The following is a 23,121-nucleotide window of genomic DNA, read 5'->3' as shown; positions in this document are numbered from 1 at the left end:
CAAAGTTATTGTCCAGCCGGAACATAATATTATGAAAATCCCCACAATCTTTTAACCTCAACCAAATCCTGATCATTGAATTCCATTCTATATATATCTGGCTTTGACGTACTTAGTAAAAAATCTAATCCATATCCGCCGTCATAATATCCCATCATTAAAGTCATGACAGCCCCATGAGTGCCTATTACTACTTTCTGTCCTTGGTGGGTCTTTAATAATTCCTTTAAAACCTTTATAGCCCTGTCCTGACAGTCGGCATTGGACTCCGCACCCGTTAAAGCATGATTCGGTTCAGAAAACGACTTGTGCAACAAAGGGAACAAGTCATTATCAGATAATCGTCTGTCTTCAGCAGAAAAAATTCTCTCTTTGAGGTCTTCGTAAATTAAAACTTCTTGTTCCAAGCAGTCAGCCAATTCCTGAATAGTTAGAATTGAACGGGTGTAAGGACTTGAAACAACAACATCAATACCCTCTCCCTTTAATAGGTCAGTGACGCGATAAGCATCTAATTTTCCTTTTTCCGTTAACCCTCTTGTTCTATCATTTTCTTCAGTCTTTGGTGATTCCCCATGTCTTACCATGTAAATGAAAGTTTTCATAACATCCTCCATTATTTTAAAAATCCGCCATCTTAACACCTATTTTCAGTCATTCTCTCTAACGATCCATAGTTATTGAAGGGTTTCATTACTTGAAATACAAATAAACCGTAATTTCGTATGATAAGGAGCCTTTTGAAGGTGAGCGGAATTTTTTTAAAACTAGTCGCTTCCTTTGATTTTCTTCAAAATGAAGAATCACTTAGTTATTTGTCACTTTTCCTAATTAAATATGTAAACAAGGTCATGATTGCCAAAAGAACACCTAAACCAAACAGAACACTGCCAATTATTAAGAAATGGGTATAATAGTACATTCCATATTGTGCAATTTTAAACATACAAAACAGCCCTATTAGTATTATTAATAACGAAGTAAACCCTAGCGCTTTATATTGATCATTATTCATTTATGCACACCTCAATCACAAGATTACTGACCTCTTTATAAATTGTTCTATTTCCTTATTTATTAATTTAAAAACTTCTCAATTACCCCAATACAAAAAAGCTAAAGTAAACCATAAAATCACAAATCCAAATTCAACTAAGTAGACGCGTTTACTTCCTCGCTGAACTAAGCTTTCTATACCATCTATTAAAGAACCAATTCCTGCTACAATAAAAATAAACTTGAAATAAGTAAAAGATAATCCATTGATTAATCCCATAATCAACAAAATACCCATTGTTATCACTATTAAAATCCTTAATAATACAATTGATTTCGCACTCTGTTGTTCTCTTTTCTCAAAGAATAACCCCATATAAAAATCACCGCCTATCATCATCCAAATCAGCTAATGCTAATAGCTAAATACCATTTTTTAATTTCCTACAAAGACCCTTAATCAATTAATACTTTTTTATCATAGGAACCTTCCTGTTTATTTCAACCCAGCACCTCGTTTGATAAGCATATTTGTCCCACCAAGGAACACCAACAAACCCGTGCTATTCATAATGAAGTTCCCACCATTGCCCAATCCATTACTTGTTAGCCCCATAAATAAGGCCCCTATTAATATAAAGAAAAAGCCAGTTGCTATTTTCATTGATCCTCCTCCGTACCATGGAGTATGAAACGATTGTGTTCATAGATTATGTTTCAGTTTAATTTTCATTTCTTTTTACTAAAAGAAAACCTATGAATAATATAAGACCAGATAATGCCGTTAAAAAAACGATATCGAATCACCTGACATGCTGAATGCGTCGACAATGAATCCTTCGATTAATAATTAAATAGCTGCGACTATAACTAATAATAAGGAGTTTACTATTATGTAATTACTTGCTTTGATTTTATCCTTCAAGAAAATTAGGTATGCAAAGTTACAAAACAAAATAATAGTAATCAAATAAAACACCGGTCTTAAATAAGTAAATGTTTCACCAGCCATTTCGAACTTCCTTTCTGTTAACGTAATACAGTTTATCAGAACATAAGTAGAGTGCTATTTAAAAAATCTAATAGCTTCATAATACCAGAAAGAAGTATAATTGACATATATATGTATAAAAGGAAGTTGAAAGCTTATGGATGCAGGGTTGAATGAAATTTTAGGATTAATGAAGAGCAATGATTTAGACGATCGTCGCGAGGCTATCAAGCAATGTATTGATTGGACAGGAGAAATTGATGTGGAAGACTGCCTCACCTTATTCGCCGAAGCTGCCAAAGTGACTCCTTTAAGCAGAGAGGAATGGGATGATCCCTCGAAGGCATTGGTTATGGCCGCTGGCACTTTTTTACTAGATGAAATGATTCCAGTCATTGAGAAGCATATTTTTCAGTACTCTTATGAAGCTATCCACATTTCAATGAGTTATTTGCTCATCAAAAATACAGAAGATTCACTTGCCGCTTATAAGAGACTTTTCAAACAGCTCTATTCTCAAATTCAGATTATCCCTGTCTATCGAGAGAGTAAAATATTTGAGAATAAAGACAGTATGCTTACTGCATTGGAAGCGCTCATTGAGAATGAGGTCGTATTCCATGAATGGTATATAGAATATTACCATTACTTACTCGCATATTGTGTTGCTTATGAATATATTAAAGTCTCCGACCAAAATGTAGACAAAGACTTTGTCTCAGGTCAGTTGGCCGTCTTGATTGAGGATTACAAGGAATATGATGAGGTATTTACAAGGGAGTATGACTTAGAAGCCTGGAAAAACACATACTCAAAGATGCGCTTTTTTCTCAGGGGTTACTTAATTATTAAAAACAGTTATTGTACAGATGAAGAAATCCTATCCTATGATTTTATCCTAAAATGGAAGGACCCTTATATTAAACTCACTTATCTCATCATGCTGTGGATAAGAAAGCTGGACGCCGATCCTCAGATTGCTATCGATATTTTAAAAGGAAATTATGGAACAGGTTATGCTTATGGAGTACTCCAAGAATATAAAAAAGAAGCATTACCCACAGACTTATCCATTCAAGATTACTTTGTTATTGAAGCAGCTGACTTCACTTTCTTCAACCATGAAGAAGGTGTCGGCAAGTTTCCGGATGAAACCGAAGTGATGGGATCGTTTAAACGCAAGGATTATAGGTTTGGGGATAATTATACTTATTATATCGTTCGTTTTCGTTCAAGTTATCCTGCTTTTGCAGGCAAGGGCTGGATGCGGATGATGATTGGTCCATACCATACTGGCAGTTTGCCGACACCTCATACTATCTCGGACCAGGATGCCAACTATACAGATTTTATGCCATGGGAATCACAATCGCTGGACAAGCATAAAGAGGATTTTAACAATGTGCTGAAGGAAAGCTTTGATACTCCTCAGCATGAAGAAAGGATTTTTGGCAGTTACGTACCAAGCTTTAATCGGAAACATCATACAATCGCAATCCTCTTATTCGTTCTATCTATTCTTTCAATTGTATTAATTGATAATGATTGGATTGCACTTAGCCTATTTATAGCACCAATATGGCTCTTGCTGACCTATGTTCACGCAAAGGTTTTAGAAAGAAATGTCTTCGTTCAATTAAGGGAACATAGTTTAGAGTATTGCCATTTCGGTGATCATACCCATGTGCAATTGCCGCATATCGAATCTGTCCATTTCGAAAAAATCCGGCCCTTGGTTAAAGATCGATTTTGCCTCCTCCCTATTAATCAATGGCATTTTGTTTTTTATGACAATGAGGGAGATATCATCTATCAGATACCAAGAAATTATATAAAAGAAGAGTACTTCTTCGGACATTTTAAAGATTTAATAAGTTATTATCATCATCCTCCCGTTATACGATGGGAAGCTAATGAAGACGAATAGCTGCCTAGACTGGGCAGCTATTTCTTTAATTGGCAATAAATGAGCGGCGATAAGCTAAGATAACTGCTCCAATCCAAAGAACAGGTACGATCATAAATGTTAATAAATATCGATTAAATGCAGCACTATTTAGTGGTTCCGTCAGGTCTGATAATGTAGCTAAACATGGTACGAATAATAAAAGAGTAAATCCACAAATACTTAAACCCATCATTACGACATGATCTGGATAAATTTTAGAAACAATGAATACGAATAAAATGACAATCATTATGATAATCCCCACAAATAAAACCGTATTTAGAGATATTAGGCCATTCCTTAAAAACACCGTACCAAATAGAATGAGGGCTGTGACAATAATCATTAATAAATTTTTCATGATTTTCTTCCTCCTAGTATGGGATAACTACGCCTGTTCGAACTACGCTTACCGGTTCTTTAGTTGTGTAGGGCAAAACTTCTTCTACTGTTCCTGTTAAAATGACTCCTGCTACCGGAATTTGATCAAGGTCGTATTGTTCCAATGTTTTCAGCACTTCTTTTGCATCCGAGACGTGATCTGACCTTTCCTGAAGAAATGTTGTATATTGTTTTGCTGATTCTTCAAAAGAAGCATTTTGTTCGATTGAAAAACCAAGTGCTTCGTCTCCATCAATTTCACTAAAATCTTGTTTAAACGATAAAGAAACTCCTTGGTTCATGTCTTTGAATGATGACGCCTCTTCATATAAATCGTCCTGCAGCAGCCAAACCCAGCTGGCTGTTGGAAAGGCTTTAACAACTTCACTAATCGGTATTTCTTCATGAAAGGATAAACCAATTTCTACACTATAAAATTCCGGCAATGTTCTCAAATAGCTCAAGTCGTCATAAACTGCCTCTTCATTAGGCAGATGAAATTTCACCATTTTGTAATCATTTTTATAGGAGCTCTCATCCACTCCTATAAAGGATGATGTATTTAAAACAGCCTTCGTTCCTAGAATCGTGTGAAATGTACTTCTTGAATCCCAATTGATTAAATGGCCGTTCACCTCTTTATAGGCATATGCATGAGATCGGCCTGCTACGAAAAAATAATCAAAGGTTGCTCCATTTGAATGTACATTTGCACCATACATCTGATAATAGTCATTGGTTTCATCTGTGTCCTTAAGCATCCTTTCATACATAAAATATTGACCAATATACAAAAGTGCCCATAAAAGAATTAAAACGGTAAGTGTGACCAGCAAGGATATAATAACGCTTCGCTTAATCGATTTCCGTTTGGCCTTTCTCACTAAATCTGAGAAATCATCATCTGGCTCAAACATTGATTCATCCTTCATTCTCTCTTCCCTCCTCCAGTAGTTTCACCATTTTCTGCTTCGCTCTTGCCAACTGTGTTTTTATCGTTTTATCAGAAGTATGATATAACAGCGCAATGTCCTTTAATGAAAAATTTGCGCTGTATTTCATGATCAGCAGCTCCGCCTCTTTTGGTTTTAGCTGTCTCAAAACCTGTTGAATATCTTGCTGCAACTCACTGCGCAACAATAATTGCTCCGGTGTGTCAAATTCAAACAGCTGGTTCATATCAAATGCCAATATGTATTGATCATGCGATTTCTTTTTCTTTAGCGAATCATAATATTTATTAATCGCTACCCGGTATAGCCAGGCCTGTGCAAAATCAATATCAATTCCATCAATATACTGGAGGAATTGAATGACTGTATCTTGTGTAATATCTTCAGCATCCTCTTTACTTGCCCCCATTTTTATTAAGGTTAGGTAGACTGGGTGCAATTTTTGCTGTAACTTTTTTCCGAATGCATCATTCATATCGCCCCTCCCTCATGTATAACGATTGAATTATTAATAGGTAAACAGATTTATAGATTATTTTTACAAAAATAGAAAAACATTATATATTTCATTTTAAATTATTAAACAATTCAATTGTAATTTGTTATAACTGCTGGGAAGTATTCCACTAGATGGGCGTAAGGAGTGAAACGATTGCTAAACATCCACATTTACAACTGGCAATGGTCATCAAATTCATCCCATTAGATTTAATCATTAGATACTACTCTTAAACACCATAAAAAAAGCGATTTCTTTTAAAAAGAATCGCAATTCCACACTTTTGCTCGGATAGGACGAAATTGATCTATATCCCAGTCAATCCATTCCGTACAAAGTTGCCCATTTGATCAATTCTCTTTTTAACTTGTTCGAATTCGGGATATCCATTGATTGCACCCTATAGGGTCTGCCGCATCATCACCCTCCACTTTTAAATCATATGGTTTATCTTGTTCGCAAAGGCATTCCATACTATTTCCCCTCTCCTCTAGAACGAAATCTCATGCTTTTACGTCTTCACTATCCCTTTTTCTTTTTTTGGAGAATAACTAATCCCCACAAATACAAGCAGAATTCCGAGAAGTTGGTAGATATCCGGGCGATAGTTCAATATAGTAACATCGAGCAAGATGGCGACAATTGGATCAACGAAGACTAATATTGCAATGGTTTGAGCTTTTAATTCTCTTAAGCTGCTGAAAAATAAGTAGAACACTAATCCGGTATGAATAAATCCTGTTATAAGGATATATAACCAGTTTTCAAAGGTAAGATGCATAAAGTTTGACCAATCCACAAATGGAATCAACAATAAAACACCTAAGCTTGTTTGAATAACTGTTGTTGATAAAGGACTAAGCGATTGGATTCCTTTACCTGTGATTGAAGTAAGTGCATAGAAGAAGGCTGCTGCAAACGCCCATATCACACCTGTTGATACAAACTCTGCAATGGTAGCATAACGATGAATTCCTCCGACTAACAATGTGCCTAAAAAACAAATAAGGAAAAAGACCAGTCCAGTCTTCGTTATTTTCTCTTTAAAGATAAAGGAACCTAGAAGAAGGACAATAACAGGTGCTAGATGATAAATAGATACCGCTACTGTGATTGGCATGACCTCTAAAGAACGAAAGAAGAAAACCCAATTTATTATAAGAAAAACACCGCATAATAATGCTAGTACATATTCCCTGCGTGGAATAAAGTTAGGCTTCTGCTGTTTTGTTTTTAGTGTACCGATTCCCCATATTGCACCTAGAAGAAGGCTGGCACAGAGGCAGCGGATAAACACTAATTCAATTGAGGGCAAACCTGTTTTGAGTGAAAAAAGACCGATTGAACCAAATATAGCCATAGAGATGGCAAATTTCAATTTTGCGTACATGTAAACTCCCCCCTTAGTAGTTATTAATCTAACCACTAATATAGTGTGATAAAAAAACAGCTCTATACCAAGCTGTTCTTCCCTGTCATTACATGAATCAAATCTTCGCGTGCCTTCCACATTTCATCCAGCTTTTCTGGTCCGAACGCCTGTGTAATTTCTTCTACCATTATGTCGTGGCGAATGTATTCGGTCGCAATTAAAACAAGTGCAGGGTCTGTTGACTTTACAGCCCACTCTGAACCTTTATCACTAAACTTAGCAATCAGAGCTTCTTTCTCATCAATTACGAGTATAGTAAGGTATCCGCCCATACGTTTACTCACAATATCTGGTGCCATGTAGTTGTGATGATAGGTGTGCCCCAATATCTTATCTTCAGCTCCAAATAATACTGTAAAAATTGGAATGGTTCCTTCTTTTTCTCTTACAGCTTTTTCAATGTCCTTCAACACTGGAGACCAAATCGATAGCCAAATCTCTGTTTCTGCCTGCCGGATCATTGACAGCATTTCTTGAACAATATGCTCATACTGAACAATTCTAGTTACGACATCTATTTTTTGATCACTTTCCAAAGATGACAGTGACGTTTCCAATAATTCTAATGACGCATTCATCTCTTCCTTCAGACGAGAAAGCAGTTGTTTTGGAGTTACCGGCTTATAAATAATAGGATCTGAAGGAACCGTTTGAATGGCTCCTTTATCGAGTAACTTTCCCAATACCTCATAAATCATTGAACGTGGGACACTAGATCGCTTGCTCAGTTCATACCCCGTGATGGCAGGGGATTTTAATAAACCTATATAGGCTTTGCATTCGTATTTTGAAAAGCCATGCTTTTGCAATTCGTCAATGATTTTATCTTCCATATATCCTCCATTATAGTAGTTATTGTATTAACTACTATAGAACAATTATATTAAAATGTCTATATTTTTAGATAATTACACAAAATATGTCAATAAAAAGAGGACGGTTCCTCATCCCATAAAACACATAACTATAATCATCGGAATGATGTTGATAGACGCTTATTTCTTGTTTAATCATCTTCACCACATCAAGCGCGCTTGGGACCTCAACATACTTTTTCTCCATGTTTATGAGATTCAGGTTAAGCGGGTTATAATATTCCTCCATCCAATCTTCCTTCGGCAAAACGAATGAAAAGCCTTAAGTATATCCATGTTCGACGATTTGATTGATTTTGTTGGAAACTGTGTCGATTTCGGGATACCCTTGCTCCCAAAATTGCTTGCTTTAGTTGGGTTGGAATGGAGCCATGAGATTTCACTGCATACTAGGTTGCCCTCTCCCTTTAATAAAGATTTCCATTGTTTCATACCTTCTTGGAATCCTACAATATAAATCGACCCTTCAGCCCAAATAATTTCTAAAAGCATTAAATAAAAAAATCATTTCATCCCCTCCCTCATAAATTAAATCATTCAGCAAAGTGAGATTAAATCCTTTTTATTCTTTTTGGAAAATTTACCTTGCATTACAAGATATACGATGATACTATTTATCTATCTTGTATTACAAGACATATGAAGGAAGGTCAAAATATTGTCTACAACTCAAATGCTCAAAGGCATTATTGATGGCTGCATCTTAGCGATCATTCACGAAAAAGAAGTGTATGGGTATGAATTGGCAGAGAGACTTGAGCAATACGGATTTGATTCTTTCAGTGAAGGCACAATCTATCCTCTGCTGATGCGCATGCAAAAAGAAGAACTTGTCACTTCTACTTTAAAAAAATCAATTGCCGGACCAAAAAGAAAGTACTATTCACTTACTGTAAAAGGGGAACAGGAATTGCAACAATTTATTGTTAGATGGGAATCACTACAAAAATCTGTAAACAGCGTGTTACAAACGAAGGGGCAGAAAAATGAATAAAAACTTGTCAAAAGAAAGTCAAAAATTCTTAGATAATCTACAAATCTATTTGGTTTCAAGCGGAAAGAATGAAAGAGAATCAAACGAAATCGTAGAGGAATTAACCGATCATCTTAGACTAGCTGAATCAGAAGGCAAATCAGTGCAACATATCATCGGCCATTCTCCAAAAGATTATATGGAGCAACTGGCAGCGGAAATGGCCTTTGATAAAAAGGCCTGGATAAAATTCATCGTTACGATTATCCTCGGTGTCTTCTCTTATACCATTTTAACGAGAGCTGCTAGTGGGAATCTTTCCTTCTCATTACTAAATGTGATAGGTTTAACCTTTATTGTTGCATTACTGATTGGAGCAGTCTTTATGATGTTTAAATATATTGCAGCAAATTCACTATCAAAAACAAAAGAGTATAGCCTTTACTTTCTCTATTCCTTGTTCTCGCTTTTATTATTTATAGGTTTGATTCTTTTAGATCAACGAATCACTACTCCGGTTGTCAATTTCAGTGAGATTAGTACATTAATCATCGCACTATTAACCTTCGCATTCCTAGTCGCTGTATCATTTTGGTCTAAGACTTGGATCGTGTTAATCTTTTTAGCTTTTCTCGTCTTACCAGATTTGGTTCTCAATCAAATGAGCATTGATCCTAAGACGCAAATCTCGCTCTCAACAACTATAACGTTTGGTGGAATTGCTGTTTACTTATTTGTTGTGACTAAAAGGCAGAAAAAAGCATAACCTTTGGAGAATCCATTTATAAAGAGATGGGTTCTTTTTCTTTTTCCGAAAGTTAAGAATTAATTACTTTAGTAATTTATGGTAAAATAAATGCAACATAATTTCTATATATTGGAATTAAGGATGTCCGTTTCGAAAAATAAAGCTATTTAATCGGAGGGGTTATGATGGAATGTAAAAAGGTTAAACAAGTTTTTAAGTTAGTAGGTATTAAAGGACACGGATCCTTTGAGGCCTTCGGTGTGGAAGTCCCTGCTCTCGCACAGCAGTTCTTAACTAGGTCCAAAGAAGTTGAAAGTCGTTCGTCAACTGAAATTGCTTTATTTGAACCCAAAAAAAATATCAATCATCTAGAGGGCAACTATTATGTCGGATTGATTGTTAATGATACTTTAAATGAAGTTCCTTCTGGAATGGAGTATATTGAGAAAGATCAGCATTACGTAACAGCTAGAGGGAAAATAACTGATATCAGTAACCTTCACTTACATCTACTAAATTGGGCGAAAGAGCAGAATTATGATAGAGACTTAGATTCTTATATTGTGGAAACCTATCATCCTGTAGAAAACTCAGAAGAAGAAGTCGAGGTTTACTTGCCAATCCATTCTTAAAAGTATAACTTCAAAATTACACATTAAAAGAATGATTAGTTAAAAACGCTTAGAGCTTAAAACACTCTAAGCGTTTTTGTCAATTATCTTCGTAAAATCAATGTCAAGGATAGAAAAGGCTATCTTATATCCTCCCAAACAGTATTTATTTCCTGCTAAAATAAGGGCCATAGTATCCCGCTTCATGAGTTTTTACATATGTCCATTTAAAATCTTTATCTACAATATAGATATCCTCTTCCTCCAGTATATCTTCTGCCTTCATCCTGTTGGCTGATTGCAGGATCATTGCATCATCAGAATGCTGGTAAAACAGATAACAGCTTCCCTTTATTTGCTGATTAAAAGCTGCCACTGCCTTTTCTTCTTTAAGATGATCTCGTTTTTCATAACTAAATACATGCCATAAAAATCCTGAAGCATACCTTTCATTAAATAGATAGATTGCTTCTTTTTCTTCGGTGCTTAAATGATGAACATAGTGAAGCTCCCATTGTTTTCTTAAATAATAGCCCCACTTAGGTATTTCCTGTATTTTCATCTTTTTTTGCTGCAATTTATCTATTAACTGCATATCTTTCCCCTGCTATCCTTCGTTTTTTCTTCATTCAGCTTCTCCATAAACCGTACTATCCGCATCGGTGGTTTCAATTTCCTGTTTTAAACGATTCAATCCAATTATAATGGTTGGATTTCCCTCATGTAAATGATTGTCGAAGCTTCTCACATATATGACCGTTTTGCGAAACGCCTATCACTGTGACGGTTAAACTCCTATTTTTACGCTTAATTCTTTACTCACAAAACATATAAGGGCATAACACCACCCCCCACCTAAAAAACCAATTAAATACATGCTTAAAAATATATGCAGATGTCTCCCCCTTATTAAATAATCTATTTAACAAAGGCTATCTATTAGTACTTACTTCCTTACAGGAAAGATAGGATCCAACAACTCAATCGGCCTTTCTAATTTACTGCCTTCCTGGCAAAACTCTAAAGTCCATGCCTCCATAGACCGCTGTAGTCCTTGGTTGTTCATCTGTTCATGCAAATACTCATAGCTCTCTCTAACTAAGTGGCTTGGTCCCGTATGAATGATCGAGGCATATGTTTGTGGTGGAATTGTTAATGAAGCCATTCCCTTAGGGATATCTTTGAATTCAGTTACCTCTATTCCCATCCAATAGCCATCTTTATCTCCACATATATCTTCTGCAACGCCATCTGCACATCAGGCATTTGCGAATGACTAATTTCACTTTTTCTTTCCCAGCATTTTTCAACTTTGCGTATTTCTTGTGGGTATTGTTCTCCCTCACAAAGGATATGGAAGCCTACTATCTTCGTTTCTCCGACATTTTTAATTCGCATCTTCCTTAGCTCTCCATTTAAAGTTTTTATCAAAGGAATATTCTACAAAATCTTACAATCCCCTCTATCTCTTCAAAGGATTCATTCTTATTGGTAGAGAATAAAAGAGTAACCCATATGTTAGGAGTTGATTAGAATTGAGTGAATACGAAGTAAAACTGGCTCAAGGCAAGGATGAATATCTATTAATCCACTTTTTAAAGGATGTCTCCTTTTGGTTAAAAGAAAAGGAAATTGATCAATGGGGGTTTCTCGCCGCAGGCGGTGAAGACGATGAAATCCGAGAGGCTATAAGGAATAAGCAAACTTTTCTAATGAAAAAGGATCAGAGAATGATTGCTACTTTTACTCTCTATGATCTACAAAGTGAATGGGATATCCATACCTGGGGAAAGTTAGATGACCAAGCCGTATATCTTCATAGATTAGCAGTTTCACGACTTAGCATTGGGTCAGGGATCGGCAAAATTGCCCTACGATGTGCAGAGGAATATTGCAAGAAAAATGGAAAATCAATCCTAAGATTAGATTGTATTGAGAATAATAAAAAATTGAATCAATTTTATCTAGATAACGGCTTTCATCTAACAGGAGTATTCGATGAACATTGTAAGTATGAAAAAAGACTCTAACTTTCTATCAGTAGTAGCTTTATGCTGATATTCTTGATTGTTGCAGAAAATCGTATGAAAATTTATGTTAATAGACTGTTAACTCCCCTAATAAAACACCTATAACGATGATCGCATTGATTACTGCTAATACAGAAATGAGAATTTTATAAGACAAATGAATAGGTTTAATCGACCATTTAGCTCAATAGTAAACTATAGAATAACAACGGATATTACTATAGTAATGAGATCTAGAGACCTAAATGGTTTGCTTATATATAAATTAGCAAAGTACCCGCCTGTGATGAGGATGCTGAATAATAGTAACTGAGACAGAAAATAAATAATAGCGTTCAATCCACTCTCTCCTTCAAATCATGCAGAAATCATAACCGACATAATTAAACACATTATTAAAGCCAAGGCTTTCGGCAATTGCTTTAGAAGGATAATTATTTTCCATGCAGTCCCAATAGGGAATCATATCTTTCTTAAAACATTCTTGGACAAAGAAATGAGCCAGTCCTTGCGCAATTTTTTTACCTTGATGAGCGCTTTTCGTTTCAATATCAATGCCATGTACATTGTCTGCAACAAAACCAGAAAAACAAGTGCTGACCATTTCCCCTTTATGTAGTGCACAATAACCGATTCCCTGGCTAAAAAAATGCTTTGGTGAAGACCAAAATTCATCTATCTTAGAATGTAGAAAACTAATATTATTGATGGATTCATCTTGGTTTTCATATAACTCTGCGGTGATCTTTTGCAAATCATAGCCATCTGGAGTGGCTGGTTCACTTTCCGATTGATAATCCTCTATTTTTAAAGTATAAACCTTTTGACTCCAAGTCCCATACTTGCGATGATTGAAAATTACCGGTAAGGTTTGATCCCAGCCCGAATGATTCCCCATACCTTCAAACCATTTTAGATTTCTTGCTTCTGGTGCCACTTCTTCATCAATCAATCGGTTGATATCAGTATTAAATGCTTCATTTCGTTCATGTCCAATAAAGATGAATCCATCATTATTGCCAAGCCATATCATTCCAGTGGAGGGTGAAGCAAGATCATCAACAAATAGCGGCCTGGATTGATTCCAGCTACTACTGACCTCACTTCTAATTGGCCACACTGATTAATTATTTTTCTACATCTGTGGAAATCGCTTCTGTTTAATTCTTTTATCTTCATTTTATCCCCCTCCGCTTTGATAGGAATCCTAACTTTCCGACCCTGCAACATCATTATCCATTTTCTCAAAACATATATTTACTGTTCTCTCATTAGAACGTGTTCTATGCATCTTATTTGCAGGTACAGTAAAGTTATTGTCAAAGAACCATTCGACAAACCGCAATAACACCTTTGAAATTTCCAATGGTATAAAAGATCCTTTTTATGATAAAGCATTATATTTAAACAATTAGAAACTAATAACATCAAGTGCAAGTAGATGGTTAAAGAGAGTATGGGCACTCCTTCCCCGAAGACCTTAATCAGTTGCTCGAAATGATATTCGATAAATTATAGCGGAGCTTGAATGGTCCAAGCTCTGCTAATCCTTAACCATTGGCAAATCCCTGTTTTTTTGCGGATTATATTTTAATAGCCACTTGTCCGATTCTTGTTTCATCCATTCACCGAACTTGCTAAGGAATTGTAAAAGTTCCGAGCAATTGCTTATAGGATCAATCGCATAAGCTAGAGCTTGTTTCATATTGGACTTTTGATCACGATAATGTTCTGCAAACAGTAAATAAGCCGGATATAGATCCCTCGTGTATTTGTTCTCCGCAACTGCCACCAATGCCAAGCCAGCTCTGACAATGATCTTCATAATCCATCGGCAGCAATCTATTATATCTTCTTCATCGTCATTATCGACAAACGCTAATCGCGCCTCAATTAATTGCTCTTCTAGTACAACCAGATGCTCATTGGCAAGAGCAGCATCCACTTTGAAACTTGAAATCTGATAACTCAAATCCTCTCCTTCCACACAGAGACTATAGGTTTTGATAATAAATGCCATCATGGTAAAAGTTGCTCTATTCAGGACTTCATCTTTTGTCACAATGTTCAAATCAACATCCATCATAAAAGGGTATAAACTTAATAGATTCTGCTCAACCTCTTTTAAAATCTCAGTTTCCTCTTCAGTCTGTGCTTCGTTCAAAACGATAATCGCATCCAAATCTGATAGATGATCCACACTTAGTCCTCTAGCAATCGAACCTCTAATATACATACTGTGTACCTTCTCATTAAAAACCTTAGTGAGTTCACTCTTCAGCGCTTCGATGATGTGTATATGCTTTTCATTTATCTTGTTAGCACTTGTATCATTTAATAAAAACCCATTGTCATCTTTACTGCAATAACCGCCAATATTTTTTAGTTCTATCATAAACACCCCATATCATCTCTATTCATCTCTAAAGTCAATCTTGGTAAGCCATTCCTGGAATTGACTGGAAGGGTAGTAGGTCTGGCCATTCAATATAATTTTCGGTGCATTTGGATATTTTGCCAGCAGCTCTGTTATGACACTGCGGTTCAAATTAAAATAATAAATGGAGGTCTCTTTCATTTATAAAATATTGATATTTTGACCCTTTTTTAGGATTTTTAAAATTCCTTAATCCATCATTAATAAAATAGCCTAAAAAAAATAGTGCTAAAGCTATCCAGAAAAAGTTCATTTCTATTTCTATTTCCATCATCCTCTCACTTTCTTAACTCTTTACTAGTTAGGCTGTTTTCTTATACTTGTTTGCTTTTCACAGCAGTTGTTGATTTCCTCTCAGGTGCTCGCTTTCCGCCCCAATCAACTTTTTCATCAATGTTTTGTCTTATCAAAACCTATGAAAAAACAACAATCTTTTTGAAAAGAGCCTTTAGTTAATAACCAATAGCTTTTGCTCTTCTATACAGATACCATAAACGCCAAAAGCTCTGTGGTATTTCTTTGTCTCTCCCATTTGATTAACCTCCATTAGGTATGAATAAATTGTTTCACGTTTTGAAAGATATCAGAATCGAGTCCAAATAGATAATCAACTTACCTAGTAAAAGAATATTCTACAAATTTTTACAATATCCTTGTCTTAAATAAAATGTTGGATTAGGCGAACAGATAAAACAGCGGTTGGCCAGTCTCATATAAAAAAAGAACTGGCAATCACCAGTCTTTTTCGAAACTACTTCAATCCATCCCAATTCCACAATCTAACCTCATCAACTTCAAGTGCACTGATCCATTCTTCATCCTGCAGCTTTAATATTTCCTTTGTAGGACCAGTGATGACAACACCATAATGTTGGAAGCCATTTTTCTCAAGGTATTTAATTTGTTTTGAAAGGTCTGTTTTCCCAAAAAGAAATTTGTTCACTTTCTTTTCATTATCTTCTAAGAAATTCAGGGTTTTTAAAAATTGCTTATGAAGAACCTCGGTATCACCCTCATTATATTCAGGAGAGGAATGACCTTCTGAAATCACTCGGCTGCCGAACAATCCCTTTTCTTCCTCTCTTGAGTCTAGTATCATATCGTCATCATGCCAGATTGGATAGTTAGGAAACCCAAATGGTTCGAAAATGCTCCCATGATCATCGTTTCCTTCGCTGCCAGTATCAACAGCTAACCATAGCAGTTTCATCTCTTTTCCATTAAAATTTTGAAAAACTTGATCTGTATCCAGTAATTCAGCAAAGGATACATATGCGGAAACCACTGTCCCTTCTGGAAGATTTTTTAGTCTATCCCAACCTGACATACCTCTTTCTTCTGATCCCGGATATGAAAAAACGGGTGCTTGTTCAGTAAGACTGCCAAAGTATTCTCTTTCTGGATAACTCATCATGGAAAATAGAAAATTTGTCTTAAGCTCGCCGACTTTGATGACTTCATCGCCGACTCTTTTCTTTAAATCTCTCTGGGTTTTCAAACCAAAATAAGGCGTTGAGTTAGTGCTTGTTCCACCCATATCCCCATAAGGATCTGTTACAGTCATCGTATAATCGATCACACTTCTATAAACCTCCATCCGATCCTGTGTACCCCATGAATAGTAGACCGCAGACAATATGGAAGTAACTATGGTAAACCCGATAAATATTGCGATTGCCATAAAGGCAGTCTGTAGCCTGGCTCTCCATTTGCTCCGCTTTAATATTTTCTTTGCCCTTTTTTCATTCATAGCTAAACTGGTTGTTTCTGTTGGGTGATTTTCTTCCATGAATTCTTGGTAGGCTTCTAATTTTTCAAGATCTTTTTCAAACTCTTCCAATTCTGTATCAGAAAGCTTCCCTTTTTCATAAGCTTCCAGCTTTCTTTTAAAATCATCGCTCATCGCTCTTTGTTCCTCCTCTGTCTGATCCCTTGTCTGCCGCGGAATAACAAAACTTTAAAATGACTCGGCTTCACATTCATCACCTGCGAGGCTTCATTGTAGGATAATCCGTGAAAATCATGCAAAAGTACGGCATATTTATGTTTTTCAGGCAGATCCTTTAACAGATGGATAATCTCCTTGATTTCTTCCCGATCGACAATCGCATCAACAGGATCTTTCTTTCTGTCAAATAATGAAATGAAAAAACCTTGCTCCTGGATGACTGTCCCCTTATGCTTCCGATAATGATCAATAAATGCGTTATGAGCTACAGTAAACAACCATGTTTTTACATTTTCTCCATCATAATTTTCAATGAAAAGATGCGCACGGAAAAACGTTTCCTGAACAAGATCCTCCGTTGTGTGGTGATCCTGGCATAGGGACAGGAGAAAACGATAAATATCATGAAAATAAGTACTATAAATGCCATCAATATTTTCCTTCATTAGCCCCTCCCCACTAATAACACGTATGAGAATGAAAAAGGTAACAAAAAACATGAAATTTATTTTATTGTAATTCATATTTTATGATTTAGTTTCTTTTTTGGGGGGATTTCTTTCTTTGAGGGACAATTATTTCCGACTTATTTGCTCTCCATTTTAGGCTTTATCTTCTGAAGGGCATTTATTTTAAGATTTATTTACTCCCATCATTGCGACTGACTTTCCCTTTGAAGCTATATTTCTCCAAAAAAAAAAGCATCCGCTAAACAGATAGATGCTTGCCATTGGATACTGATACTCAACAACCCGTTTGTAAATATCAATTCAACAACATACTCTCATCTTTTTCTTCAATTATTTCCCCCGTCCCATCCTTCATTTTATACTTAACTTTCACTTTGGCTATTGGACTAATTGCAAACCAAAACCGTTTGTTTTTCTCTACCTCTATTATTTCTGCTTCTTCCTCACCGGCGTATACAGCGGTCACATTTTGATCGCTTAAAGCGCCGGAATAGATATATGGAAACTCGTTCATAGCGGACCATTTTACTGGTGTGTCCCACGCTGCCCCTCTTGTTTGCTTCCATTCCCATTTGTTATTTTCTTTTTTTAAATAGGCAATAAAAATCTGTTCCCCTCGTTCGGTATATTCTTTAAATACAGCGATGGCATCCCCCTTCTGAACCCTATTGAATTGTGTATGGACCAAGAGGTACTCATAATCCTTTTCACCATTATGCATAGCTTGCATTTTATTGTGAAAAAAGCGGTCAAACTCATTAGAGTCAACATTGAGCGGCGGCTGATTATTTATAAAAGGCATAATTAATATCAATATTATGATTGCTGCAGACCCAGCTTGTATAAAGTAGACCCACTTTGATGGTTTTCTTTTTCTATTTGGCAGTGTCTTTTTTGCCCTGATCATTTTAATCCATATTTCATCTTGTTCTTCTTTAGATAAGTGAACCTTTTCACTCATTGATGAAAAGCTGCTATCCAACTCATTCCTCTCTTTAAATGGATTCATGAGAATATCCCTCCTTTTCCAATTCTTTTTTTAAAGCCTTCATTGCCCTAAATAAATGAACCTTTACTTTACTTTACTTTCTGTCCACCCAAGGATTTCGCAGGACTCGCTTATGGAAAATTCTTTTAGTTTTCTTAAAATGATTATTTCGCGATAAGACCTTTTGAGGTTATTTAATGCAATGTATAATAGTTTCTCTGTTTCATTGAACAATAATATTTGTTCAGGCGAATAGTCTGTTGTCATGATGGGTGAGATCGAATCTATTATGTATGCTAAAGGCTTCTTCTTCCTTATATAATCAATGGTCAAATTGCGCGCAATCCGGAATAACCAGCTTTTTATATGATGTCCTTCAAATGATTCTATTTTTGTAAATGCACGAATAAAGGTATCCTGCATCAAATCCTTTGCCAGTTCATGATCACCAACCATAAAAAATAGATATTGATAAACATCATTACAGTATGTAAAATACATTTCGTTCAATCGTTGATCTATAATATCTTGATTCATTGGTTCACCGCCTTTCTAGTTGTTTCTTACATTAACAACGGAATTCTTCATATTAAGTTACACTCTTGCATGAATTTTTTACTGTCATACAAAAAAAGCGATTCCCTTTGTAAAGAATCGCCTACTTTATTATTATTTTTCAATCAGCTGATATCTGCTTTCCCCGTAAGTCCCAATCTTCCAAACTCATCATTTTGAATTCCTCTTCCACATCCAATCTTAAGGGAGAAATGAATTCAATCGAGTTGCCGTCAGGATCATCAAAGTAGATCGCTGCATGTGCTTGCCGATTATTTGGTAAGACAAGCGGCTGATTGTCTGAAGTAAAACCAAAGCTTGTCTTCACTTGTATGCCTCTAACTTCGAGCCATTTTTTTGCTTGATACATGTCATCTTTATCAATAGTTAATGCAATATGTCTGATTGAGGCATGGTAAGGGATATTTACTTGAGCTGTTTCCCACAGCCCGATCCAGCTCTTTCCTTTTTCAATCCAAAAGAAAACCAATTGATCTGACTGATATGCAATCTCCAAATTTAACTTAAGATAAAATTCAATTGAGCGCTGCAGATTCCTCACCGGTAAGTGTGCTTCATATAAACCTTTAATCAATATCCTCACTCCTTATAAGTAAAGAATAGCATTAAGGGAGATTACTAATAACAGCAAAAAGAAGGAGGTGTTCTACGACTTTATATGGAGATTAAAACTCGATCAATTCAGCAAAATACGCCTCGAGCGCCGTCTCAACATCAGAGTACGCAAATGGCCTTTCATCCTTTTCGTCCCATAAAAATTTACACGACTCTATTAATCGAATAGAGTCCTCACACCATTTAATATATTTTACTTCTTGTTCAATCCTGCGTCTTAGAACAGCAGAACTGATAATGATCCTTGCTTTCATCACGTTTCTTTCTTTGATGCTCTGCAAACGTTCTTGTACGGCTTTTTTGATTTTCTGCAGTCTTTGTTCACGTTCTTTTTTATATATCTTCAATTTTAAAATGGCTTCATCGGAGGGAATATAGTCCATGAAAAAAGCATGCATCAAGAAAGGATCTTTTAATTTTGGCTGTTCCGGTGGGGTAAGCAGCCAAGTGACGAGCTCAGCTTTCCCATCGGCAGTAATCGAGTATATTTTCTTATTTGGCTTGCCTGCTTGAACTAACTGCTTGCTGCTAATAAGCCTCTCTTTTTCAAGCTTATTTAATTATTGCTTCAATAGGATATTATTGACCTCCTGGATAAATTTACTTGCCTCCTTTGATAGTTTATAATCCTTCTTCTGTATCCAGCCAAATCTAAACGGGGAATCCGTATAACCTTCGATCTCTAAAGTCTGATATTGATCGATGTGGTCCTTCGGGAAATAAATAGCTGAGATATCATGGCCGATGGACACCGCATCAATCTCAATCACCGCTTTTAAAATCGCTTCAATGCTTGTTGCAGTAAAGAATACTTCCACAGGACCATGCACCCTTTGAAAGTGGGCAATAAATTCCTGGACATACTCGTCTCTATATAAAACAAATGTCTGTTGCTTCAACATGTCTGCTGTTAAGATATCATTCTCAGCTAAGGGGGAGTACCTAGAAACAAAGGCAAGGATTTTCCCTGTTACAACTGGTGTGAATAGCAGATCATTAACAAGATCCATATTCTCTTTCTTAAGAGCAATAAAACCTATATCAATGTCTTCGTTTTGAATGTCATGAATGATTTCCATGCTGCCCTTTTCGTGCACTTCCAATTTGAATATCGGCGTCTTTTCTTTACAGGACAGATACGTATCTATTATTGGACTTGTAAGTCCAGGGATCGCAGAGATTCTTAGAATGTCGTTTAGGCTATTCAGTTGCTTATGCGCTTCTTCTTTAATTTCATAAATGGCATGCAGCGCATTTTGCGCTTTTTCAACTATCCTATCTCCTTCTTTTGTTGTCACAGCCCCTGTCCTTGTACGATTAAATACTTTTAAATTCAACTCAGATTCTAATTTTGTAATCGCCTGGCTTAGTGCAGATTGACTAACATTCAATGTTTTCGCGGCTACTGCAAGCGATTTGGCTTTGGAAACTTCAACGATATAATTCAATTGTTCGATATTCACTCTCATCATCCTTAAGTAATAGTTAATACATATTAAATTATATTAACTTTTAATTAAATAGGCAAATTGATATAATACAATTGTAATAAAAAAAGGGGATGAAAAAGATGAAAGCAGCAGTATGGCATGATATTAAAGATGTTCGTATTGAACAGATTGAGGAACCAGTTGTTTCATCGAGTCAAATAAAAGTTAAAGTAGAATGGACAGGGATCTGCGGAAGTGACCTCCATGCTTATGCACATGGATTAAGTAAAGAGGCACATCCTATTAGCGGACAAAAACCTCCGATTACCCTAGGACATGAATTTTCCGGCACAATTGTAGAACTTGGTGAAGATGTATCGGGTCATCAGGTTGGCGAGAGAGTAGCTATCGAGCCGTTAATCTACTGTGGCGAATGTTACGCTTGTAAAAGAGGATATTATAATCAATGTAACCAAGTCGGGTTTGTAGGATTGAACCGTGATGGCGGATTTGCTGAATATGTAGTTGTAGATGAAAACATGGTCCATGTATTGCCAGACAATGTTTCTTTTGAAGAAGGGGCATTGGTTGAACCAGCTGCCGTATCTTTCTATGCTGTTAGAGAAAGCAAGCTAAAAGCCGGCGACTCTGTAGCAATCTTCGGCGCTGGCCCAATTGGTCTACTAACCTTATTGTCAGCAAAGGCTGCTGGAGCCACCCAAATGATTGTTGTCGACTTGTCTGAGGAACGACTTAAAAAAGCGAAAGAATTAGGGGCAACTACCATCATTAATGGAAGCCGTGATGATATCGCTGCTACGATTTTGCAATTAACAAATGGCGGGGTAAATGTAGCGTATGAAGCTGCTGGCGTTCAGCCTACTATGACAAATGCAGTGGCTTCTGTTCGTCAAGGCGGACAAGTAATGGCGATTGCCGTCTATTCAAAGCCTGTTTCCATCGATATGGGACAGATCATGTTTAAGGCTGCCGATATTACTTCCACACTTGCCTATCGTCATATCTTCCCGGAAGTGATTGATATGATTGCTACAGGAAGATTAGATGTTAAACAAGTCATCACAAAGAAAATTCAGCTAGATGACCTTATTGACCAAGGCTTCAATCAATTAACGAACGATGTGAAACAAGCAAAAATTTTGGTGAAACCAACAAACAACTAAGTAGATTGGGCCTAATGTGAGATAAACATTAGGCCTTTTTATTTTGAAAATAACCTTTACTATAATCAGTCTGATGATTTTGCTGCGACAGAAATGGAATTTCAGGTATAAAAGGGGCAACTTAACAAAGGTGACCCGGGACATATTCAAAATTGGTCAATGGTCATGAATCAATCCTTACTCCACGAAAAGCTGAAAGAACGTGCCCTTACCTACCTAGAATAATTTACACACTTAATTTGACAAACCCGATCCTATTCAATTCAACTAGTTACCCTGTTTCTTCTTTTTCCTGTCATTCGGGCACTAGATGCACCAACTAGTTACCCTGTTTCTTCTTTTTCCTGTCATTCGGGCACTAGTTGTCCCAACTAGTTACCCTTTTTCTTCTTTTTCCTGTCATTCGGGCACTAGATGCACCAACTAGTTACCCTTTTTCTTCTTTTTCCTGTCATTCGGGCACTAGTTGCTCCAACTAGTTAACCTATTTCTCCTTTTTCCTGTCATTCGGGCACTAGTTGTCCAAACTAGTTACCCTTAAATGCAAATTCGCTTTAGCTGCTCAAATGCTCATGAATCAACTTCCACTCACCCTCAACAAATGTAAATACATTTGTAGCCCTTCCGCTCCCTGAAACAAACTTCCCATCTTGATAACCATGATAATGATAGGTATAGATACAGGTGGCTATTTTTTCATCGACCGCGATCCATTGAATATTTGTTGCAGAATATACTTCTTCTTTTATCACATTCCAAGCATGATTAAAATAATGTCCGATTTCATCCAGAGTTGTACATGTTAGATCGGAAAACAAAAAGACAGCTTCTGGGTGTAATAGTCTCTTCACATTACTAAAGTCGTGAGAATTGGTTGCCACAATATAGTTATTTAGAGCATCCTGATATGTTTTCATCCTATCCTCCCTAAGCTCTCTCTTTTCTTATCATCATACCTTTTTTCAATAGATCAATATATAGATTTGTTAATAAAGACCCGCCATTTTTAAGGTGGCGGGTCTAGCATTTTATTTTG

Annotated in this window: 30 protein-coding genes and 1 pseudogene; 8 read left to right on the top strand and 23 right to left on the bottom strand. The window is 36.2% G+C overall.

The window, feature by feature from the left end:
• Positions 1-29: 29 nt before the first annotated feature.
• Positions 30-605: a histidine phosphatase family protein gene (locus tag J2S17_RS17350; RefSeq protein ID WP_307477029.1), complete on the bottom strand. Its 576-nt coding sequence runs from the start codon at positions 603-605 to the stop codon at positions 30-32.
• A gap of 141 nt (positions 606-746) precedes the next feature.
• Between J2S17_RS17350 and J2S17_RS17345 the strand changes: the two genes are divergently transcribed.
• A complete protein-coding gene (locus tag J2S17_RS17345; RefSeq protein WP_307477027.1) occupies positions 747-914 on the top strand; it encodes a hypothetical protein in 168 nt (55 codons plus the stop codon).
• A 179-nt stretch (positions 915-1,093) separates the two neighbouring features.
• Here the strand turns inward: J2S17_RS17345 and J2S17_RS17340 are convergent, their stop codons facing one another.
• Both J2S17_RS17340 and J2S17_RS17335 read right to left on the bottom strand, forming a co-directional pair.
• Positions 1,094-1,396, bottom strand: a complete 303-nt coding sequence (locus J2S17_RS17340; RefSeq protein ID WP_307477025.1) for a hypothetical protein — start codon at positions 1,394-1,396, stop codon at positions 1,094-1,096.
• Between the two features lie 96 nt (positions 1,397-1,492).
• Positions 1,493-1,660: a hypothetical protein gene (locus J2S17_RS17335; RefSeq protein ID WP_307477023.1), complete on the bottom strand. Its 168-nt coding sequence runs from the start codon at positions 1,658-1,660 to the stop codon at positions 1,493-1,495.
• A 484-nt stretch (positions 1,661-2,144) separates the two neighbouring features.
• Between J2S17_RS17335 and J2S17_RS17330 the strand changes: the two genes are divergently transcribed.
• The gene (locus J2S17_RS17330; protein ID WP_307477022.1) at positions 2,145-3,914 is read left to right on the top strand and encodes a hypothetical protein; all 1,770 of its coding nucleotides are present in this window, start codon (positions 2,145-2,147) and stop codon (positions 3,912-3,914) included.
• Positions 3,915-3,939: 25 nt separating this feature from the next.
• Here the strand turns inward: J2S17_RS17330 and J2S17_RS17325 are convergent, their stop codons facing one another.
• From J2S17_RS17325 to J2S17_RS17300, 6 genes are all read right to left on the bottom strand, one after another.
• Positions 3,940-4,296 carry a hypothetical protein gene (locus tag J2S17_RS17325; protein ID WP_307477020.1) on the bottom strand — a complete coding sequence of 119 codons (357 nt, stop codon included), beginning with the start codon at positions 4,294-4,296 and terminating at the stop codon, positions 3,940-3,942.
• Positions 4,297-4,309: 13 nt separating this feature from the next.
• Positions 4,310-5,248, bottom strand: coding sequence for an anti sigma factor C-terminal domain-containing protein (locus tag J2S17_RS17320; protein ID WP_307477018.1), 939 nt, complete (start codon positions 5,246-5,248; stop codon positions 4,310-4,312).
• The gene (locus J2S17_RS17315) at positions 5,238-5,744 is read right to left on the bottom strand and encodes an RNA polymerase sigma factor (protein ID WP_307477016.1); all 507 of its coding nucleotides are present in this window, start codon (positions 5,742-5,744) and stop codon (positions 5,238-5,240) included. The genes J2S17_RS17320 and J2S17_RS17315 overlap by 11 nt, the downstream gene beginning before the upstream one ends.
• Before the next feature lie 535 nt (positions 5,745-6,279).
• Positions 6,280-7,158: a DMT family transporter gene (locus J2S17_RS17310; RefSeq protein ID WP_307477014.1), complete on the bottom strand. Its 879-nt coding sequence runs from the start codon at positions 7,156-7,158 to the stop codon at positions 6,280-6,282.
• 62 nt (positions 7,159-7,220) lie between these two features.
• Positions 7,221-8,033 (bottom strand): TrmB family transcriptional regulator, encoded by an 813-nt coding sequence (locus J2S17_RS17305; RefSeq protein ID WP_307477013.1) that lies wholly within the window; start codon positions 8,031-8,033, stop codon positions 7,221-7,223.
• 67 nt (positions 8,034-8,100) lie between these two features.
• Complete coding sequence (locus J2S17_RS17300; RefSeq protein WP_307477011.1) at positions 8,101-8,304, bottom strand: hypothetical protein; 204 nt, start codon at positions 8,302-8,304, stop codon at positions 8,101-8,103.
• Between the two features lie 429 nt (positions 8,305-8,733).
• On the opposite strand from J2S17_RS17300, the gene J2S17_RS17295 reads away from it, so the two are divergent.
• From J2S17_RS17295 to J2S17_RS17285, 3 genes are all read left to right on the top strand, one after another.
• Positions 8,734-9,069: a PadR family transcriptional regulator gene (locus J2S17_RS17295; protein ID WP_307477009.1), complete on the top strand. Its 336-nt coding sequence runs from the start codon at positions 8,734-8,736 to the stop codon at positions 9,067-9,069.
• Positions 9,062-9,814 carry a DUF1129 family protein gene (locus J2S17_RS17290; RefSeq protein WP_307477007.1) on the top strand — a complete coding sequence of 251 codons (753 nt, stop codon included), beginning with the start codon at positions 9,062-9,064 and terminating at the stop codon, positions 9,812-9,814. Before J2S17_RS17295 ends, J2S17_RS17290 begins: the two co-directional genes overlap by 8 nt.
• Positions 9,815-9,981: 167 nt before the next feature.
• Positions 9,982-10,428 (top strand): GyrI-like domain-containing protein, encoded by a 447-nt coding sequence (locus J2S17_RS17285; protein ID WP_307477005.1) that lies wholly within the window; start codon positions 9,982-9,984, stop codon positions 10,426-10,428.
• A 145-nt stretch (positions 10,429-10,573) separates the two neighbouring features.
• Here the strand turns inward: J2S17_RS17285 and J2S17_RS17280 are convergent, their stop codons facing one another.
• The 3 genes from J2S17_RS17280 to J2S17_RS17270 form a co-directional block, all read right to left on the bottom strand.
• The gene (locus J2S17_RS17280; RefSeq protein WP_307477003.1) at positions 10,574-11,002 is read right to left on the bottom strand and encodes a DUF4275 family protein; all 429 of its coding nucleotides are present in this window, start codon (positions 11,000-11,002) and stop codon (positions 10,574-10,576) included.
• 351 nt (positions 11,003-11,353) lie between these two features.
• Positions 11,354-11,614 carry a GyrI-like domain-containing protein gene (locus J2S17_RS17275; RefSeq protein ID WP_307477001.1) on the bottom strand — a complete coding sequence of 87 codons (261 nt, stop codon included), beginning with the start codon at positions 11,612-11,614 and terminating at the stop codon, positions 11,354-11,356.
• Complete coding sequence (locus J2S17_RS17270) at positions 11,605-11,805, bottom strand: hypothetical protein (RefSeq protein WP_307477000.1); 201 nt, start codon at positions 11,803-11,805, stop codon at positions 11,605-11,607. The genes J2S17_RS17275 and J2S17_RS17270 overlap by 10 nt, the downstream gene beginning before the upstream one ends.
• 137 nt (positions 11,806-11,942) lie before the next feature.
• Here J2S17_RS17270 and J2S17_RS17265 point away from each other — a divergent pair, with 137 nt between their 5' ends.
• The gene (locus tag J2S17_RS17265; RefSeq protein WP_307476998.1) at positions 11,943-12,437 is read left to right on the top strand and encodes a GNAT family N-acetyltransferase; all 495 of its coding nucleotides are present in this window, start codon (positions 11,943-11,945) and stop codon (positions 12,435-12,437) included.
• Positions 12,438-12,789: 352 nt separating this feature from the next.
• Here the strand turns inward: J2S17_RS17265 and J2S17_RS17260 are convergent.
• The 9 genes and pseudogenes from J2S17_RS17260 to J2S17_RS17220 all read right to left on the bottom strand — a co-directional run bounded on the left by J2S17_RS17260 (position 12,790) and on the right by J2S17_RS17220 (position 19,854).
• Positions 12,790-13,616, bottom strand: a pseudogene (locus J2S17_RS17260) (GNAT family N-acetyltransferase).
• Positions 13,617-13,980: 364 nt separating this feature from the next.
• Positions 13,981-14,832 (bottom strand): nucleotidyltransferase domain-containing protein, encoded by an 852-nt coding sequence (locus tag J2S17_RS17255; RefSeq protein ID WP_307476996.1) that lies wholly within the window; start codon positions 14,830-14,832, stop codon positions 13,981-13,983.
• Positions 14,833-14,850: 18 nt separating this feature from the next.
• Positions 14,851-15,015 carry a hypothetical protein gene (locus tag J2S17_RS17250; protein WP_307476995.1) on the bottom strand — a complete coding sequence of 55 codons (165 nt, stop codon included), beginning with the start codon at positions 15,013-15,015 and terminating at the stop codon, positions 14,851-14,853.
• A 610-nt stretch (positions 15,016-15,625) separates the two neighbouring features.
• Positions 15,626-16,777: an anti-sigma factor gene (locus tag J2S17_RS17245; RefSeq protein WP_307476993.1), complete on the bottom strand. Its 1,152-nt coding sequence runs from the start codon at positions 16,775-16,777 to the stop codon at positions 15,626-15,628.
• Positions 16,774-17,268: a sigma-70 family RNA polymerase sigma factor gene (locus J2S17_RS17240; RefSeq protein ID WP_307476991.1), complete on the bottom strand. Its 495-nt coding sequence runs from the start codon at positions 17,266-17,268 to the stop codon at positions 16,774-16,776. The genes J2S17_RS17245 and J2S17_RS17240 overlap by 4 nt, the downstream gene beginning before the upstream one ends.
• 319 nt (positions 17,269-17,587) lie before the next feature.
• Positions 17,588-18,301, bottom strand: coding sequence for a hypothetical protein (locus J2S17_RS17235; protein WP_307476989.1), 714 nt, complete (start codon positions 18,299-18,301; stop codon positions 17,588-17,590).
• Between the two features lie 63 nt (positions 18,302-18,364).
• On the bottom strand, positions 18,365-18,817 hold the full coding sequence (locus J2S17_RS17230) for an RNA polymerase sigma factor (RefSeq protein ID WP_307476987.1): 453 nt from the start codon (positions 18,815-18,817) through the stop codon (positions 18,365-18,367).
• A 139-nt stretch (positions 18,818-18,956) separates the two neighbouring features.
• Positions 18,957-19,439, bottom strand: coding sequence for a VOC family protein (locus J2S17_RS17225; RefSeq protein ID WP_370875055.1), 483 nt, complete (start codon positions 19,437-19,439; stop codon positions 18,957-18,959).
• Between the two features lie 82 nt (positions 19,440-19,521).
• Positions 19,522-19,854: a hypothetical protein gene (locus J2S17_RS17220; RefSeq protein WP_307476983.1), complete on the bottom strand. Its 333-nt coding sequence runs from the start codon at positions 19,852-19,854 to the stop codon at positions 19,522-19,524.
• Here J2S17_RS17220 and J2S17_RS17215 point away from each other — a divergent pair.
• Positions 19,853-19,984: a hypothetical protein gene (locus tag J2S17_RS17215; RefSeq protein WP_307476981.1), complete on the top strand. Its 132-nt coding sequence runs from the start codon at positions 19,853-19,855 to the stop codon at positions 19,982-19,984. The two genes, J2S17_RS17220 and J2S17_RS17215, sit on opposite strands and share 2 nt — an antisense overlap.
• A 47-nt stretch (positions 19,985-20,031) precedes the next feature.
• Here the strand turns inward: J2S17_RS17215 and J2S17_RS17210 are convergent, their stop codons facing one another.
• On the bottom strand, positions 20,032-20,934 hold the full coding sequence (locus J2S17_RS17210; RefSeq protein WP_307476979.1) for a LysR family transcriptional regulator: 903 nt from the start codon (positions 20,932-20,934) through the stop codon (positions 20,032-20,034).
• A 107-nt stretch (positions 20,935-21,041) separates the two neighbouring features.
• Between J2S17_RS17210 and J2S17_RS17205 the strand changes: the two genes are divergently transcribed.
• Positions 21,042-22,085: a 2,3-butanediol dehydrogenase gene (locus J2S17_RS17205; RefSeq protein ID WP_307476976.1), complete on the top strand. Its 1,044-nt coding sequence runs from the start codon at positions 21,042-21,044 to the stop codon at positions 22,083-22,085.
• Between the two features lie 554 nt (positions 22,086-22,639).
• Here J2S17_RS17205 and J2S17_RS17200 read toward each other — a convergent pair.
• Positions 22,640-23,002 (bottom strand): YybH family protein, encoded by a 363-nt coding sequence (locus tag J2S17_RS17200; RefSeq protein WP_307476974.1) that lies wholly within the window; start codon positions 23,000-23,002, stop codon positions 22,640-22,642.
• Between the last annotated feature and the right edge of the window lie 119 nt (positions 23,003-23,121).

This window comes from Cytobacillus purgationiresistens (assembly GCF_030813235.1).
Taxonomy (GTDB): Bacteria; Bacillota; Bacilli; order Bacillales; family Cytobacillaceae; genus Cytobacillus; species Cytobacillus purgationiresistens.
The sequence above is the reverse complement of the archived record's forward strand: the minus strand, read 5'-3'. Positions and strand labels throughout refer to the sequence as shown.